Below are 545 nucleotides of genomic sequence, written 5' to 3'. Positions count from 1 at the left end.
ATGTCGGCGGGGATGATCTGGGCTTCGTAGTGTTCGCGCTGGGGTGCGGGGTCGCCGAACCAGGCTTTGACGCCGTTGTGGCGGACGTGGACGTGCGGGCGTCCGAGGCGGGGTGGTGTCGAGCCTCGGATGATCTCGCCGACCTGTTCGAAGAGGTCCCTGCCGGTCATGGGGGTCGATCCTATGGCGGGTTCTGCGGTGGCCGGTTCTGCGGTGGCCGGTTCTGCGGTGGCCGGTTCTGCGGTGGCGGTTCTGTCGGTGGCGGGCGGTAGCGTCCGGCGGGTGCGTCCCTCTGATGTTCAGCGCCTGACCGTTGCCGAGTGCGTCGACCGGTACGCGGGGATGGTGCGGGCGAAGACCTCGACGGGTGCGTTGTCGCCGAAGACGGCGGAGGTCTATGTGCGGGACGTGGTGACGTTCGCGGCGCTGGCGGGTGCGGACCGGGTGCTGGACGATCTGACGGGTGAGGACGTCGATGAGGTGCTGCTGGGGTTCGCGCACAAGCCGGATGGGCGGCGGCGCGGGGCGGGTGGTGCCTGTCTCTT

Annotated in this window: 1 pseudogene; it reads left to right on the top strand. The window is 69.5% G+C overall.

Annotated elements, in window-relative coordinates:
• Window positions 1–183: 183 nt before the first annotated feature.
• Window positions 184–545, top strand: a pseudogene (locus E1266_RS37655) (hypothetical protein); the annotation flags it as partial.

Source organism: Actinomadura sp. 7K534 (assembly GCF_004348575.1).
GTDB lineage: Bacteria > Actinomycetota > Actinomycetes > Streptosporangiales > Streptosporangiaceae > Spirillospora > Spirillospora livida.
This window is presented reverse-complemented; position numbering and strand designations above follow the sequence as displayed.